This window comes from Acetobacter sp. A11-2, from assembly GCF_040208445.1.
GTDB lineage: Bacteria > Pseudomonadota > Alphaproteobacteria > Acetobacterales > Acetobacteraceae > Acetobacter > Acetobacter oryzoeni.
Window position 1 is genome coordinate 892,194 of record NZ_CP157843.1, and the last position, 16,305, is coordinate 908,498.

12 protein-coding genes are annotated in these 16,305 nt (G+C 48.9%); 10 read left to right on the forward strand and 2 right to left on the reverse strand.

Annotated elements, in window-relative coordinates; translation table 11 throughout:
• Nucleotides 1-15: 15 nt before the first annotated feature.
• The 5 genes from ABNV41_RS04435 (at nucleotide 16) to ABNV41_RS04455 (ending at nucleotide 6,339) form a co-directional block, all read left to right on the forward strand.
• Nucleotides 16-1,026 (forward strand): dihydroorotate dehydrogenase-like protein, encoded by a 1,011-nt coding sequence (locus tag ABNV41_RS04435; RefSeq protein ID WP_050819888.1) that lies wholly within the window; start codon nucleotides 16-18, stop codon nucleotides 1,024-1,026.
• Between the two features lie 8 nt (nucleotides 1,027-1,034).
• The gene (locus tag ABNV41_RS04440) at nucleotides 1,035-2,051 is read left to right on the forward strand and encodes a bifunctional enoyl-CoA hydratase/phosphate acetyltransferase (RefSeq protein ID WP_080986800.1); all 1,017 of its coding nucleotides are present in this window, start codon (nucleotides 1,035-1,037) and stop codon (nucleotides 2,049-2,051) included.
• Nucleotides 2,052-2,080: 29 nt separating this feature from the next.
• A complete protein-coding gene (locus tag ABNV41_RS04445) occupies nucleotides 2,081-3,283 on the forward strand; it encodes an acetate/propionate family kinase (protein WP_050819887.1) in 1,203 nt (400 codons plus the stop codon).
• A 99-nt stretch (nucleotides 3,284-3,382) separates the two neighbouring features.
• Nucleotides 3,383-5,257, forward strand: coding sequence for an AsmA-like C-terminal region-containing protein (locus ABNV41_RS04450; RefSeq protein ID WP_349935037.1), 1,875 nt, complete (start codon nucleotides 3,383-3,385; stop codon nucleotides 5,255-5,257).
• A complete protein-coding gene (locus ABNV41_RS04455) occupies nucleotides 5,257-6,339 on the forward strand; it encodes an AI-2E family transporter (protein ID WP_050819885.1) in 1,083 nt (360 codons plus the stop codon). Before ABNV41_RS04450 ends, ABNV41_RS04455 begins: the two co-directional genes overlap by 1 nt.
• 60 nt (nucleotides 6,340-6,399) lie before the next feature.
• Here ABNV41_RS04455 and ABNV41_RS04460 read toward each other — a convergent pair whose 3' ends face one another.
• Nucleotides 6,400-6,777, reverse strand: a complete 378-nt coding sequence (locus tag ABNV41_RS04460) for a hypothetical protein (RefSeq protein ID WP_196332552.1) — start codon at nucleotides 6,775-6,777, stop codon at nucleotides 6,400-6,402.
• 356 nt (nucleotides 6,778-7,133) lie between these two features.
• On the opposite strand from ABNV41_RS04460, the gene ABNV41_RS04465 reads away from it, so the two are divergent.
• The gene (locus ABNV41_RS04465; RefSeq protein ID WP_349935038.1) at nucleotides 7,134-7,391 is read left to right on the forward strand and encodes a hypothetical protein; all 258 of its coding nucleotides are present in this window, start codon (nucleotides 7,134-7,136) and stop codon (nucleotides 7,389-7,391) included.
• Between the two features lie 302 nt (nucleotides 7,392-7,693).
• Nucleotides 7,694-9,145 carry a PepSY-associated TM helix domain-containing protein gene (locus tag ABNV41_RS04470; RefSeq protein ID WP_349935039.1) on the forward strand — a complete coding sequence of 484 codons (1,452 nt, stop codon included), beginning with the start codon at nucleotides 7,694-7,696 and terminating at the stop codon, nucleotides 9,143-9,145.
• 80 nt (nucleotides 9,146-9,225) lie between these two features.
• On the opposite strand, the gene ABNV41_RS04475 is transcribed toward ABNV41_RS04470, so the two are convergent.
• Nucleotides 9,226-10,497 (reverse strand): cation:proton antiporter, encoded by a 1,272-nt coding sequence (locus ABNV41_RS04475; RefSeq protein ID WP_408737151.1) that lies wholly within the window; start codon nucleotides 10,495-10,497, stop codon nucleotides 9,226-9,228.
• A gap of 247 nt (nucleotides 10,498-10,744) precedes the next feature.
• Here ABNV41_RS04475 and ABNV41_RS04480 point away from each other — a divergent pair.
• From ABNV41_RS04480 to ABNV41_RS04490, 3 genes are all read left to right on the forward strand, one after another.
• Nucleotides 10,745-11,499, forward strand: a protein-coding gene (locus ABNV41_RS04480; RefSeq protein ID WP_087651418.1) for an IS5 family transposase whose coding sequence is annotated in 2 segments (ribosomal slippage) — nucleotides 10,745-11,084 and nucleotides 11,084-11,499 — 756 coding nt in all. Because the reading frame shifts where the segments join, the coding sequence is not laid out codon by codon here.
• Between the two features lie 377 nt (nucleotides 11,500-11,876).
• Entirely contained in the window at nucleotides 11,877-13,373 is a 1,497-nt protein-coding gene (locus tag ABNV41_RS04485; RefSeq protein ID WP_050819881.1) for an outer membrane beta-barrel protein, read from the forward strand.
• 339 nt (nucleotides 13,374-13,712) lie between these two features.
• Complete coding sequence (locus tag ABNV41_RS04490) at nucleotides 13,713-16,169, forward strand: membrane-bound PQQ-dependent dehydrogenase, glucose/quinate/shikimate family (protein WP_050819880.1); 2,457 nt, start codon at nucleotides 13,713-13,715, stop codon at nucleotides 16,167-16,169.
• The last annotated feature ends 136 nt before the right edge of the window (nucleotides 16,170-16,305 follow it).

The following is a 16,305-nucleotide window of genomic DNA, read 5'->3' on the forward strand; positions in this document are numbered from 1 at the left end:
CGATACGGGAGCATTATGGCAATGGATATTCGTACAAACTATCTTGGGCTGGAATTGCCTCACCCTGTTGTGGCTTCGGCATCGCCTCTTACTGCAGATTTGGAAGGGATTTTGCGTCTGGCAGATGCCGGGGCTTCCGCCATTGTTATGGCCTCGGTGTTTGAAGAGGATATTCAGGCGCAGGAACTGGCAGAAGCTGCATTGTGGGAAACGGGCGAAAATTCCCAGCCAGAAGCAGCAGGGTATTTCCCCGCGATGCATCATGCCTCTCCGTTGGATGGAAGGCTGGCTGTGCTGCGAAGTGCAGCAGAAAGAGCTGGTGTGCCTATTATCGCCAGCCTGAATGGCTGCACACCAGCAGGATGGTTGCGCTTTGCCAAGGATATGGAGCAGGCAGGAGCGGCAGCCATAGAATTGAACTTCTGGCATGTGCCAACCAACCCGGATGAAACGGGCACGCAGGTGGAAGAGCGCTGTATACAGGTGCTGCGTGATGTAAAGGCACAGGTTAAAGTGCCGGTAAGCGTTAAGCTTTCTCCCTTTTTCAGCTCACCGGGGAATATGGTGAAACGCCTATCAGAAAATGGAGCAGGCGGTATTGTTCTGTTCAATAGTTTTTACGAGCCCGGATTACGGTCATTAACAGAGAGTGCAGAAGTGGATTTTGTTCCAAGTTCTGCATATGAATTACGGTTACCGCTTATGTGGGCAGCGCTGCTTTCAGAACGTTGTCAGGCTGATCTGGCAATTTCTGGCGGGGTTCATTCCGGTATGGATGTTGCCAAATGTCTGTTGGCTGGTGCTGATGTCGCTATGGTAACATCAGTTCTGCTGCAGAAGGGGCCGAACTATATCTCCATTCTTCTGCAAGAACTGCGGGAATGGATGTCTGAGCAGAATTTGGGCTCTGTAAAGGCATTCAAGGGCCGAATGGCAGCCAGAGGCACAGCAACCCAGGCAGAAGAGTTTTTGCGCACACAATACAGGCATATTTTATCTGCCCATATCACTGATATTAAACAGTAATTGCAAAGATGAATAAGATGAACAACATCCCTTCAAGCAAAACACAGATTTCGCAATATACGCATGATACTGCAGAAATGCCTGTAAGTTCAGCGCCAACCAGTCATCAGGCGTTTGAGCAATTGGTCTCACGCGCTGTTCAATTGCCGGGGCAGGTGCCTGTTGGTATTGTCTGGCCGTGTGAACAGCATGCCCTTGAAGGCGCTATGGATGCCGCTCAGCAGAATATTATAGAGCCTGTTCTGATAGGGGATAAGGACACAATCACATCTGTGGCGAAGGCAAGTGGTATTACATTAGATAAGGCTGTTTTTATTGATGCCGCAACACCGGCAGAGGCTGCCCAGAAAGCAACGGCCTTGGTAAGACAGGGGCGCGTAAAAGCGTTGATGAAAGGTAGCCTGCATACAGATATTTTTATGCATGCCATTGTTGAGGCAGATAGCGGATTACGTACCAACAGGCGTATTAGCCACGTGTTTTTGTTGGCTGTGCCCGGGTATGAGGATTTATTGTTTGTAACAGATGCCGCTATCAATATTTTCCCAGATCTGGATGTAAAGCGGGATATTGTTCAAAACGCGATAGATCTGCACAACGGGCTGGGTTTGGGTGCCCCGCGTGTTGCTATTCTTTCTGCAGTAGAAACAGTTAATTCCAAAATACCCGGCACAGTTGATGCCGCATGTTTATGCAAGATGGCAGAGCGTGGGCAAATACAAGGGGGTGTTCTGGATGGCCCCTTGGCTATGGATAATGCTGTAAATATTGAAGCTGCAAAAATAAAGAACATTGTCTCACCCGTAGCAGGGCGCGCGCAAATTCTGGTGGCTCCAGATCTGGAATCCGGCAATATGCTGGCCAAGAATATGATTTTTATGTCTGGTGCAGATTCCGCAGGAATTGTTCTGGGCGCAGCGGTTCCCGTATTACTTACTAGCCGTGCAAACAGTGTGCAGGCGCGTTTGGCATCTATAGCCATTGGGGCGCTTTATGCTCATCATCTTGCCGGTGGGCAGGGCTGAAAATAGCCTTATAACAAGGAAGAGTATCCGTGCAGGATGTAGTTGTTGTTTTTAATAGCGGATCTTCAAGCCTGAAGCTGACGATTTACGCTTTCTCGGGCAAAGTAGATCCGCAGGTTCTGCTGCATGGAGAAATTGAGGAGTTCCCAGATCATTCTCAGTTTACGGCCAAAGATGTGGCGGGAAAGCTTCTTGCGCAGGAAAAATGGTCAGAAACGGGGCTGCATATTTTCAGCCACCTTTTCCATTGGTTTGAACAATATTCCGGCCAAGGGCGTGTACTGGCAGTAGGGCACCGGATTGTGCATGGCGGTGCAGAGTTTCTGCAGCCGGTTAAAATTACGCTGGATACGCTCAAGCAACTGGATAAACTCACACCATTTGATCCGTTGCATCAGGCGGCTACGTTGGCTCCTGCAAAAGCTATTTTTGAAAAGCGGCCTGATATTTTGCAGATCGCCTGTTTTGATACCACCTTTCATCAAACCATCCCGGAAATGGCGCGGTTGTTGCCACTTCCTCGTCGTTATGCAGAGCATGGCATACGCCGTTACGGGTTTCATGGTATTTCATACAGTTATATTGCAGGCCGCTTGGCAGAGGTTGATCCTGCATTAGCGCAAGGGCGTACTATTGTTGCGCATTTGGGAAGCGGCGCCAGCCTGTGTGCATTGCGCCATGGTAAAAGCACGGAAACAACTATGGGGTTTTCCGCCCTTGATGGGTTAATGATGGGCACGCGCTGCGGTGCGATAGATCCGGGTGCTCTGCTTTACATGGTGCAGTCTGAAAAAGCAGATTGGAAAACGCTAGTCACCACGCTCTATCATCAATCGGGGCTATTGGGTGTTTCGGGTGTATCGTCCGATATGCGTATTTTGCGCGCAACATTGGCGCAAAGTCAGGATGCTTTACAGCGTAAGAATATTACAGAAGCGCTCGGGCTGTTTGTTTACAGGATTGTGCAGGAAATTGGTGCATTAACCGCTGTTATGGGTGGGTTGGACGGCATTGTGTTTACAGCAGGTATTGGTGAGCATGATCAGAATCTTCGTGCAGATGTCTGTCAGGCATTGGCATGGATGGGCGTGCAGATTGATGAAACCGCTAATGCGGCCCATGCGCCGGTTATCAGCAAAGCCAGTAGTAAAATAAAAATCCGTGTCATACCTACAAATGAAGAACTGCAAATATATCGCAGTGTTCTTCCTTTTCTTGATTCGGGAAAATAAAATTAAATATATTCCTGAGTCGAGAAAATAATTTTCGTAGAAGTTTGGATAATATTTCTGCATTCTATTTCCTGATAAAGGATTGGGAAAGGTATTTGTATGCCCCGTTGGGTATGGTTGGCCGGAAGTGTTCTGGCTGTTTCCGCTGTGGCCGCTGGCGCGCTGGTTGCTGGCCTACCACACTATAATCTGGCGCATATTGCATCAGATAAACTCAGTGCGTCACTTGGTCGCAAAACCCAGATTGAGGCTTTGCATGTGCGTTTTGGCCGGTGGGTTACGGTAGATCTGAACAATCTGCATCTGGCCAACATTCCCCAAGGCAGCCGCGCAGATATGATAACCCTGAAGCATCTGCACGCTCAAATTCTGCTTAGCTCTTTACTGAGTGGAGATATGCAGGCGCGAGATGTGAAAATTGATGGGTTTTCAGGCCTGTTCGAGCGTACACCTGAACGTGAACCTAACTGGAGGTTCGGTAAAAAGGCCTCTTCAACGCCATCCAAGCCCAAAGAACCTAGTGGGAAAGTATGGTTTCCTGGGCTGCGTGATGCAACCATTACCGATAGTGAGGTTATTTATCGCTCTGCACATGGGCAGACCTACGTAACGGGCCTTAAAGCGGTTACCTTGCATTCAACAAGCGACAGCACACCGTTGGTGATGGATGTAAACGGCGCCTATAATGATACACCCGTAACGTTACAGGCCAATATGCAGCCAATAGATGTTTTACGCCAAGCGGGTAAACCTTATGGAACCGATATCCATGCGGCATCAGGTGACTTATCGCTCCACCTGAATGGCACCATGACCGATCTGTTTGATTTTGATGGTATTGATGCAAAGCTGGATTTGCAGACAGCAACATCTCGCCCGATCATGGCTTTTGCAGGGGAAGCTGATAGTAAGATTACGCAGCCCGTGAAGCTATCTGGGCACTTCATGCATAAAGGGGATGTATGGCATCTGGACCATACAACTGGTTCGCTGAAGGAAAGCCCGATTAGCAATGCGGATGTAACATTTACAGAAGGGGCCACAGGGCAGCCAGATAAGGTTTCTGGCTCCATGGCTTTTTCCCGCCTAAACCTGAATGCTCTTTTGGGAAGTTCTTCCGAAAAACCCAAAACACCTTCCAGCGGTATTGATGTGCCGCTACAGGTGCCGTTACATCCTGATCCCCTTATCAACGTAACACTTGCGGCAGATACAGTGCTGTATAATGCACTTGTTTTTAAACAGGCTCAGATCAGTCTCAGCCAAATGCCTGGGCGTGTTGATGTAAGTTCCATGAAGATGAATTGGCTTGGGGCCAGTATTCAGGCTTCGGGGCATTTATTGGCAGGTCAGAAAGGCACGCGTGTGCAGGCTACAGTGAATGTAGATAACGGGGATATTGACCAGTTCCGTAAGCAAGCAGGGTTTTCACCTTTTCCGGTAGGAGGAAAGCTAAATATTCGCGTGCTGACGCATGCAGATAATATCCAGACTTTGAATGAAGCTTCACGTTTAGCCAATGTCACGGCTGCCGTGGGCATGAATACAGGCACTATTTCTCGCGAAGTGATGGATATTGCCACAACAGATGTTGGCGCACTCTTTCGCCAGAGTAAAGGTAAGGCGAGTGTATCGTGCTTGTTGGGAGCGTTGGAAATGCACCAAGGCAAAGGTGTTGTGCAGCCATTACGCATAAAGTCGGATGCAGGGAGTATTGTGGGAAAAGCCGAGTTTGATTTGAACAAAAAAGCGTTTGAGCTGGTTTTTGCCAGTAATGGTGCCAAAGGTATGCTGGCTATGGAAATTCCCGTTATGGTAAGCGGCTCTTTTAGCAGCCCACATGTAGGGTTAGCCAAATGGTCTGGCTGTGGACGAGAACTTTTGAAAGAAGCAGATATGGCGGCACTTTTACCCCCTGAACTCAAAAGCTTTACGGCTGGTTCAGCCTGTAGCCGTGGGACGAATGCAAAATAATGATACCAGAGACATCTGTTCCCGGACAAAAGCCAGAATTGGCTACAGGAACCCGCCCAGTACTGGTGGCTCTGTTTGCCTGCACCCTTGTGTTGGGTGCGGTGTGGATTTTAGAACCTTTTATTCCCGCTCTTATTTGGGCTGGCACTATTGCGGTAACCATGTGGCCGTTGCTGTTGCGGTTGCAGGCATGGTTACACGGTAGCCGTAAAATGGCTATTTCCTGCACACTTTTGGTTGCTCTAGCCTTGTTTGTGCTGCCATTTTGGATGGCCGTTTCTACGGTGGTCAAGCACGCTGATGCATTTGGCCGGATTATTCCTTACATCAAATCCTTAAAGTTACCTGACTTGCCAGAAAAGCTGCTCCATCTGCCTATGGTAGGTGAGTATTTGGGTAAATGGTGGCAGCATCTGCAAAACATGAAGCCAATGGATATTGTGCAACAGGCAGTGCCGCAGCCAGACCAGATCATGCATTACCTTATGTCTTATGCAGGCAGTATTGGAATGCTTGCAGTGCAGTTTTTGCTAACTTTGATTATACTTACTGCATTTCTTGCAAAGGCTGAATACCTCATTACCACCTCAGAAAGGTTGGTAGGAACGTTATCCGGCAAGCGCGGACAGGAAATGCTGGAACTGGCTGTGCGTACCATCAGGGGGGTGGCGCTGGGGGTTACTCTTACCGCTATTGTTGAAAGTCTGGTGGGCGGCGGCGGCATGTATCTTACAGGCGTGCCATGGGCCAGTATTCTTACAGCGGTTACATTTATGGCATGTCTGTTGCAGGCAGGGCCAGGGGTTACACTTTTTCCTGCCGTTATCTGGGTTTACTTTGATAAGGGAATGGTATCCGCAATTGTTCTGCTTGCCATAACTTTCTTGACCATTTTTCTGGACAATATGCTGCGGCCTTATTTGATCCGCAAACAGGCAGATGTTCCGTTGGTTCTTATCATGATGGGCGTTATTGGCGGGTTGGCTGCCTTGGGTTTGGCTGGTATTTTTGTTGGACCGATGATCCTTTCCATTACCTATACATTGATTAAGCAATGGATGGAAAGTAATCAGGAATCCTGATTGCAAAATCATACCCCCAATATCTGTGCATCAATATAAGATATTGGGGGTGTTTTAGGCTTATTTATTTGGCTTGGTGGTGAATACACAAGCAGCCAGAGTAATCATAACAACCTGCAAAATACCGCTCTGCACGGCATCTTTTTTATCTTGGTGCTGAACAGCCTTACGGCTACGTACGCCAGCAATTCCGTGGCTGGCAATCAGGCTGAGCCCCAACCAAGGCCGATATGTTTTACCCCAACCGTCTTTACGCAGCAGACAGAAACCAAGAATACCGACCAAGCCGGCAGACCCCATTGTAGCCAAGTGAACAGATTTTTCTTGGCCATCCAGTTCCTTATCTTTGCTGCATGCTGCCATAGCGGTCCATGCCGCACTTAGGCCAATAGCTGTAGCTTTTAGAGTGGGAAATATACACTTTTTAATAAGACTCATAGAAATCTATCCTTCAGGCATCATCTTGATTCCATTAAGATTTGGGACTTCGATATGGAATTTGCAAGATTATCAAAGATACCCTGCCATGGCCTGAGGGCAGGGCAGAAGGTAAGGGCCTAAGTGGGCTGGAGTTTGCTCCATAAAGGGCAAAGCAGTACAAGCTACAAAAATTATGTTGATAATGATTCTTAATAATGTATTTGTGCAACGTGTTCTACTTTAATCTGTCTGAAAGAGAGCGTGGGCTTTCCGCATGAGGTTCGTAACTTTCTATATACGCATGTGCGGGGAGAGCATGATGGAATCTTTTCTGCCCGAACGAGATACCGAGGGTAAGTATGTGGCCTGAATACATGATGTGGATTGCAACAGGGGCTACTGTTTTCGGGTGCTGTTTGCTTTATGCCACTTCGCGCAATCAATACGTATTTTCTGTGCCGCTTCATCCCAAAAGTTTATACAGAGCACTAGGGTGGGGGGCGCAGGCGCTTTCTTTTTGCTGTCTCTGGCAGATCAAAAGCGCAACAACTGCATTGTTCATGCAAATACTGTTGATGATGCTTGTATGGCTTGTTTTTCCATTTGCTGTTGTTTTGCTGAAACAGCGGTAAGCATTTATGATGCCTAGATACACTTATACAAGCCAGAACTGGCTCTCCAAAGTTACAGCTGCTGTTGTTCCGGGCAATCTTCTTACATTTGGCCTTGTCGGGGTTATTGGTCTTCTTTCTCAAGCAGACAGTGATCCGCGTAAGGCATCTGCTCAGTTTTTAACGTGGCTAACGGTTTTGCTGTGGTGCACTATTTTGTCAACTTGCTTTTTATTTTCTAATGGCAAGCGTGCTTGGAACTACCTGTCTGCTGCTGCCTTATGTGTTTGGGGCCTGTTTTTTGTTTTAAAGGCTCTATAGGCATGAAAATACGTGCAGATATTGTGCAGATGTATCGGGATATCCACAGTTGGGTGGGTATTCTGGCGGGGTTGTTCCTGTTTGTGGCGTTTTACGCTGGAGGTATCAGCGTTTTTGAAGCCCCTCTACAAAATTGGCTTACAAAACCAGTTGTTTTGCCTGCTCCGGTAACAGTGGGGCAGGTGCCCGATCTTATGCAAAAAGCATTTGCGGCTTATCCTGAGGCACAGCAGGAATATACGGTTGTGCTGTCTCCTACGGTTTCTTTTCCTGCTAGGTTGATGTGGCCTGTGCATGCGGGGCAAAGGCATGCAGGCCCTGTGGATATGATAGCGGCTTCACTTGATGCAGAAGGGCATTTAGTGACGGCAAAACATAAGCCATCTGAAGTGGCTCATTTTATAGATGAGCTGCACGAAAACGTAGGCTTGCCTGTTTTTATGCCTTACAGCAGATGGTTTATGGGCATTGTTGCGCTGTTGTATGCCGTTGCGCTGGTATCTGGTGTAATTGCATTTTTACCTATGCTGGTAAAAAATATTTTTGCTTTGCGGCTTATCCATGGGGCATGGAAGAAATGGCTAGATATCCATAACCTTTTAGGTATTTTCAGCCTGCCTTTTCATGTCATTATTGCGCTTTCATCTGTGCTTTTTGCTTATCATGGTTTGATTCATAATGTGCAAACCATCATGTTTTCAGCTCCAACGGCTTTTCATGATCGTCATGCACCTACAGGACGTATGGGGCATCAGGCGGTTGCGCATTCTTTAACCCCTTCCATGCCTCCATCAGAAATTGTGCAGGCTTTACAAAAACAGGCCCCCGAGTTTGTACCTGATGTTTTGAATTACACGTTAACAGATAAAGCAAAACAAACTTTATTCGTTATCGGGCATGATGAACACTATATGATGCGTGGCCCGGCAGGTGGTCTGGCGGAACTGGATCCAGCCTCTGGGAAAATACTTTCTGCAGAGTATATGCCGGGGCTCCAGTCGGCATCATTTAGCATTTTAACCACGCTGTTTGCGCTGCATTTTGGAAGCTTTGGTGGGAATGCAGTTAAATTTGGATATCTGATATTAGGCGTTGCCGGAGCCGTTCTTTTTTATTCCGGCAACAGATTATGGTTGATATCTCGATATCGAAAAGAGCAGAAAAACGGGGCAACAGAACCAAGTAAGGGCACGAAATTTCTTACACGTATAACATATGGCTGTATTTTTGGCTGTATTTCAGGAATTTCTGTTCTTATGAGCGCAGCGCTTCTAACGCCTTATTGCGAAAGTTATCTAGGTGTCAGTCTGATTTATTATGCTATTTTTTGCATGTGCCTTGGGGTGTCTTTTATGGTGCCAGATCCAGTGCGCATACGCATGCTGGGAATGTGCGCTGCCATAACAACTCTTGCCATTCCTTTAATATATATTGGTAAATATTTTGTATTTTAAGGCTCTTAATCTGCGGGTGTCTATCGTGTTGTAATGATATACACCCGCAGAGCTCTTTTGGGTTTATAGAATGTAATGCTTTAACGTGGAGCCAGAAGGCGGAAGAGGGGCCCAGTCAATACTGTGGAAACAACCGCCAACACCATTAAAGAAGCAAAAGCAAAATCAGACAGCATGCCCTGTTCATGTAAAATAGTGGCTGCAACAATTTCCATCAGCCCCTTGCATTGTAGAAGTGCTCCAATACCCAAAGCCTGCCTGGGTTTAAGCCCAGGGGCAGGGGGAAACACATAAACCGCCCCAATCTTGCTAAGAATGGATATGCCCACCAAAGCAAAAGAGGCAATGATGGAAGGCCATGTGAGAGCATCCCCATTTATGCGCAGGCCGCTATGGCCGAAGAACATGGGGGCTAGCCAGATAAGGGCAAATGTTCCCACTTGTTCTATGGGCAAACGTCTCACCCAACTGGGCGGCATGATGGCACCGGCAAAATATGCGCCTATCAATTCATGCAACCCAAGTTGCATGCTGGCCCATGATCCAGCTGCCAGATAAACAGGAACAGTTACCCAGATAACCCACGCAGGTGGATGACGAAAATGGCGAGAGGCCCAGTTACCAGCCGCAGCCAGCGTAGCAAGTAATGCCACGGCCAGAAACTCCAGCCCTGTCCACCCATGCAGAGAGGCGGTGCCTCTATGCGCAAACTGCAAAATGGCAAGGCCAACCCATAAGGCAGCATCATCTACCACAGCAAGCTTAAGCGCCAATTGCCCTAACGGGCGTTGGGAGGCATCAAGTTCTCTGACCACTCCAATCAAAACGGGGAGTGCGCTTACGGAAATGCACAAGCCGATAGATGCGGCGGCAAGAAGAGGAGAGGCCAGGGGGGCTTGCCATCCATGCAAGGGCAGAAAACAGGTGTAGGCTAAGAAAGACCCCAGCAGGAAAGGAATGCCTAAAGCCACACCTGCTCCAGCTAGTAGTCGACCGAGAGAGGGAGAGGCAATAGCATGGGCAGAAGTATCACCTTCTGGGTGCTGCCACATTTCCAAGCCAGCCGTAAAAGCCAGAACCAGTACAGCAATCCACCCAATGGTATCACCATAAGAAGAAGGAATACCGAGTTCTTTAATTGGTGCGTGCCATACAGCCAGCAAAATGCCAATAAGGATAGGCAATACAACAATAGGCAATGCTTTATGCAGAAGGCGCCACAGCACCCAAGGAAGGAAAACAAAAATTGTGGCATCTGTGAAAAGCGATGTCATTGCTGTGTCGTTCCGTCCCTTGTTGTTGAAGAATGATCCTTTGTAATCGAAAACCACGACGGTATGCAAATTTCGCATATCAGGGCGCGATCGCATGTTGCGCATGCACAGGTTTGTGAGGAATTGCAAACGTGCATGCATAAGAACTATACTGGAAGTATATCTAAAATATAAGCATTTGTAATATGTAAAAAAGAGATCAATATTTTATGTCCATTTGGGTTTTACGGCGTGTCGTCAGTTAAGCCCTGAGAGTGGCACGTGAGGGTTGTACTTTGTGTCTGCGTGTGCTGACTGTTTTCCCATTTTTTGGGGAGACAGACAGATGCGGCGCTATAGTTTACGCGATGACCAGTGGGAGCGGATAAAGGATCTTCTTCCTGGTCGAGAAGGCTATGTCGGCGGCACTGCGGTGAACAACCGTCTGTTCGTGGAGGCGGTGCTGTATCGCTATCGCGCGGGTATTCCATGGCGCGACCTTCCTGCCCGTTTCGGTGACTGGAAAAACGTGCACCGGCGTCTGCGCCGCTGGTGTGAAAGCGGCGTCATCGAACGGATATTTCGTTATCTGGCCGCTGATTACGACAACGAATACATGATGATCGACAGCACAATTGTCCGAGCGCATCAGCATAGTGCCGGAGCTCTCAAAAAAGGGGCACGGATCAGGCCATCGGACGATCACGAGGCGGGCTAACTACAAAGATCCATGCCATCTGCGACGCTCTGGGCAATCCAGTGGAACTCGGCATCACACCGGGACAGGATGCCGATATCACCCAGGCAGAACCACTTCTGGAAAACATCGAACCGGATGCTTTCCTTGCTGACAAGGCGTATGACGCGGACAGGTTGATCGATCGGCTGATACAGCGCGGGATTACCCCGGTCATCCCGCCAAAACGCAACAGAACGACACGACGGAAAACCGATTTTTCTCTCTATCGCGAACGGAACCTTGTTGAGAGGTTCTTCAATAAACTCAAGCAGTTTCGCGCTATCGCAACCCGCTACGATAAACTGAAATCGACCTTCCTCGCAGCCGTGCAGTTCGCCTCAATCATCATCCTGCTTAACTGACGACACGCCGTAGAAAGTTATTGAATATTTAAGGGTTTTGTGAAGAGTGCATTGTGTGCAAAGCGCAAAGTTTTCCTAACCAACGCAACATATAGGCAGGAGTTGCTTGTATGTTGGAGCGTAAACTCAGCCCTTTAAGTTTGAAAAAACAGAATATTTTTGCAAGGCCAACTGTGTTGGAAGCTGTGTTTATTTTGCGCCTGGAGGATTGCTATTTTGCGCACGGTATATTATTTCTGGTTCGAAACGTACGTATTGGTCTTGCAATTACGGTGAAGGCATTATGCTGCTGGGTACTTTTGTATTTGGCTAGAGGTAAGTGCTGATCAATATGTTTCGTATTCGTCACTATTTCTGATGCGCAAGAGAAGTGATACATGCGACAGACTATGACTAATCGAAGTGCCTTCAAATTTGTATTGCTATCATGTTGTGCTGCATTTTTGTGTGAAGCAGGGACGTCAGTAGCCCACGCACAAGTTTCTGCGCCGGCACAGGTGCAGGTAGGAGACATTGCCAAAACCCTTAAGCCAGAAGAGGCGGAAAAGGGCGCAGGCACCCCAACAGATGGGGAAGAACCACCTGTGACTTCTCTTTCTGAAGAGGAAGAGGCCATGAAGCCTAAGGCGGGTAATCTGTTCCATGTTAAACCCGGTCATACCCCCACATATTGGGAAGGGCTGGAAGGGCACGTCTCTATTGAAGCGGGGATTTCAGGTAACCCCTGGACACGCTCAGGACGCAACTTTGCGCAGTACTATTCAGATCGGGCGAATACGGTCACACTGAACCAGATTATTGGGTCATTATCTCACCCTGTTACGTCTGTAGGTAGTGGGTATGGCATCGGCTTTGTGCTGGAAGCCATGTATGGTTCCGATGCGCGGTTTGACCCCACAATCGGGATGGGCTCTGGCTCCCTGCATGGGCTGTATCAGTGGGCGCCCACACAGGCTCATCTGGACGTACATCTGCCGTGGATCTTCAAGCGCGGCATTGATGTGCAGATCGGCCAGATGTACGGCATTATGGGCGCAGAAGGCACGCCCGCTCTTGCGCGGCCTTTTTACACCTATAATTACGCATCTGATTATATCGTGCCGTTCCAAACGGTGGGTATTCTGGCCACTATGCATCTGACACGCCACATGGACTGGATTTTGGGAGTAGATGCGGGGAACTCCACAACCTTTGGTGCTTCTGGCAATAACAACAAGCCCAAGGGCTATTTTGGTCTGGCCTGGAACAAGCTGATGGATGGCAAGTTGGATGTGCATGCTATCGGGCACTTTGGGCCACAGGGCAACAATGGCCGCACTATTGTGTCACCTACGGGATGGGTGAGTGCGGGCATTGGCAAGCAGGCCAATAGTCTCATGCAGTATAATGCGGATGTTATGGCCACGTATCATATCAATGATAAAATGACCGTTTCCGTGGATGGCACCTATCTGCACGATGATTCCCTGCGTGATGATGCTTATGGGGTGACAACCTATTTTTCCTACGACATTCACCCATGGCTGACATTTAATGCGCGTGGTGAGGTCTTCCGAGACAACACTGGCGGGGTTATTACGGAATATTCCAGCTTCAATTCTCTCACGCAGGCGCTCAGCAACCAGCCTTTCCCGTATTATAACGCTCTGCCGACAACTTATGGAGAACTAACGGTAGGTGTTGCCTACAGGCCGGAATTTGTAAACAAAAGGCTGGCTTTGGGAGGCTTTACCATCCGACCGGAAATCCGGCTGGACAAATCTCTTAACGGCACACATCCGTTTAACCAGGCCGGCACGGTACAGAACCCAACCGTTAATAATGGTACAAATAACATGCTTTGGTTCAGTTGTGATGCAACCTGGTCTTTCTAAGATATCTTCTTAAATACAGAGGTGATAAGAATACGGGAGATATAAACGCAAAATCTTCCGTATTTTTAGGGATGTATTTTGTAAAACGGAAGAATGATGTATCTGCCTGAATATGTCCGGCAACGCTATTTTTGCTTCCATAGAACAGTCGGTCTCACCAACTGTCTCATGTGTGAGACAGTTGGTAACATTTTCTACAAACTCGCGTGAAAAACAGGACAAAAGTGTGACGATATTGCGTCCTTTTGTGTTGTGCAGGGCCATTGGCCGCTGCGAGGGCATGGTGTTTCAGGATCATGCTGTCGTAACGGCTCATGAAACTGTAGAAAGAGCACGAGTATGCGAGAGAGTCAGACGAGGTTATTCTCGCTCATAACCTCTATTCTGCTTGCCATTGTGGGGCTTTTCCTCTTCTTTGGCGGCGCGGAACTTCTGTTCCTTGGTGGTTCCTGGTTTTATATTATTGCTGGCGGTGTCATGCTGGGGGCCGCTTTCAGCGGTTTTCGCAAGCCTGCTCTGGCTATGCGGCTGTATGCAGCTTTACTGCTTGTGGCCACTATCTGGTCTTTGTGCGAAGTCGGCCTCAACATTTGGGGGCTGGAAGTTCGCTTGTTTACCCTTATCGGGCTAGGTGTCTGGCTGCTGCTGCCGGGTGTTTGGCGTTCGGGCAATAGCTGGCTGACTGATAAGCGCGAAGTTCTGGGTTCCTTGGTGGTGTCTTGCCTTGTTGTTGTGGCAAGTTGCTTCAGCTCTTATTCCATTGATGGCACAGTGCCCGCAGACCGTATGACGGCAAGCGGCCAGTCTGATGAAACATCAGCAGGGGTACCTGATGGAGACTGGACAGCCTATGGCCGCACCGTTGGTGGAGACCGTTACACACCATTGGGGCAGATTACAGCTTCCAATATCTCGCATCTGAAGCGTGCATGGGTTACCCGCACCGGGGACGTGCAGCAAGCGGGTGAAGGCACTGTAGCAGGGCCAGACCAAGGGCATGAGTTCAACCTGGAACTCACTCCCATTAAGGTTGGTGATACACTTTACATGTGCACGCCCCATAGCTGGGTGATGGCGCTGGATGCTGCCACAGGTAAAGTGAAATGGAAGTTTGATCCGCACCCCGCAACGGCAGATTTGGACAAGAACGTCTATCTGGCTTGCCGTGGTGTGTCTTACTACCATATCCCTGATGAAATTCAGACAAGCTGCCGTAACCGTATTTACTCACCTGTTGCTGACGTGCGTATGGTGGCCGTAAATGCAGAAACCGGTAAACCCTGTGAAGATTTTGGTGATCACGGCTTTATTTCCCTACGCCAGTATCTGGGCCATGTGCCGCACGGGTTCCATTTTGTAACTTCCCCCCCAATGGTGGCCAAAAACCGTGTGATCACTGGTGGGTGGATTTTTGATAACCAAGCCAATTTCGAGCCTTCCGGCGCTATCCGTGCGTTTGATGCCACAACGGGTGAAATTGCCTGGGCGTGGGATGCTGGCCATCAGCCAGAAACATGGAAACCCGGCCCGAATGATGAACTAACGCGTGATACCCCCAATGCTTGGGGTGTTTACACGGCAGACCTCAATCTGGGTCTTGTTTACATTCCTACAGGTAACTCTCCGCCGGATAACTGGGGTGGAAGCCGCCGTCCGTTTGACGATGCAACATCCTCTGCCACAATTGCGCTGGATATTGTAACGGGCGAACGCCGCTGGACCTATCAGACCGTGCATCACGATCTGTGGGATATGGATATTCCCTCCGGCCCATCTATGGTCGAACTTCCCGGCCCGAATGGTGAGCAAATTCCTGCGCTGGTGCAGAGCACCAAACGTGGTGAGTTCTTTGTTCTGGACCGCCGCACCGGCACACCTGTTCCGGGGTATCCGGTTGAAGAAAAGCCGGTTCCTACAGCGGGCCATGCGCCGGATGACCGTGTATCTCCTACACAGCCTTATCCTGTTGGTATGCCTTCTCTCACACCAGCCAATCTTAAAGAGTCCGATATGTGGGGGGCAACGCTGCTTGATCAGATGATCTGCCGTATCCAGTATCGTCAATCTGCTTACGAAGGGCAGTTCACACCACCGCATGTGGGTAAAACAACCATTGTTTATCCTGCGTTCTACGGTGTTGTAGACTGGCAGGGTATTACCATTGACCCGCAGCGTAAGATCATGCTGGCCAATGCAAGCTACCTGCCTTTCCGTATCAAGCTGGAAAAACGCACGGGAATGGAGCAGGCTGGTACGCTGCCAAAGTGGACTGGCAGCGGGGAAGAACCAGCACCTAAAGGTGATGCTCTTTCTGTTTCTCCAGATTACGGCACGCCCTATATTGCGCTTACCAACCCGTGGCTGAACCCATTGCAGATCCCCTGTAAGGGGCCTGTCTGGGGCACGCTGACAGCAATTGATTTGGTAACCAAAAAGATTGTCTGGCAGCACCCTGTTGGCACAACGCGTGATACCGGGCCTTTCCGTACCCATAACAACCTGCCTTTGCCTACCGGTATGTATAATATTGGCGGCAATATTGTTACCAAAGGTGGCGTTGTATTTATGGGTGCCACAGCAGATGACTATCTGCGGGCCTTTGATTTGGCGAGCGGCAAGGTAATCTGGCGTGATCGTCTGCCAGCAGGCGGCCAAGCAACACCAATGAGCTACGAAGCTGGTGGCAAACAGTATGTGCTGATTGCAGCCGGTGGCCACGGTGGCCTTGGCACCAGAAGCGGTGATTACATTATCGCTTACACACTTGATGGTGAGAAAGCTTCTCCCGCTCAGTAACGCGTTACTACATTGGGGTTCCAGTTTATCTGGAACCCCGCATCACGCGTTTATTTGATTGTTACTGTTACTTATCGGAATATTCAGATGCGTTTGATAGAAGGCGGGGAGCGTCTGCTTTCCCTCGTGCGTTTTG